This window comes from Vibrio sp. 10N.222.49.C9, from assembly GCF_041474985.1.
Lineage (GTDB): Bacteria > Pseudomonadota > Gammaproteobacteria > Enterobacterales > Vibrionaceae > Vibrio > Vibrio crassostreae_C.
In genome coordinates, this window is the sequence record NZ_JBFRVD010001295.1 from 1 (window position 1) to 241 (window position 241).

1 pseudogene is annotated in these 241 nt (G+C 47.3%); it reads right to left on the reverse strand.

Annotated features, from left to right (window positions below):
• Nucleotides 1-241 (reverse strand): annotated as a pseudogene (locus AB4585_RS27980) (glucose-6-phosphate dehydrogenase); the annotation flags it as partial.

Genomic DNA, 241 nt, shown 5'->3' on the forward strand with positions numbered 1-241 from the left:
GTTAAGTTTTTGCATGGGAAGCGCCACATTTTTCCATCACGCTCTAGCAGATCATGAGACTCTTTCGGCCCCCATGTACCACTAGCGTAACCAAACAATGCTTGTGGGCGCTCTTTAAAGTCCAGAATCGGCTGAACATATTCCCAACATGTTTCGACTGCATCTGAACGTGCAAACAAGGTTGCGTCGCCATTTAATGCATCAAGCAACAAGCGCTCATAAGCCGTCAGCATATGGGCTT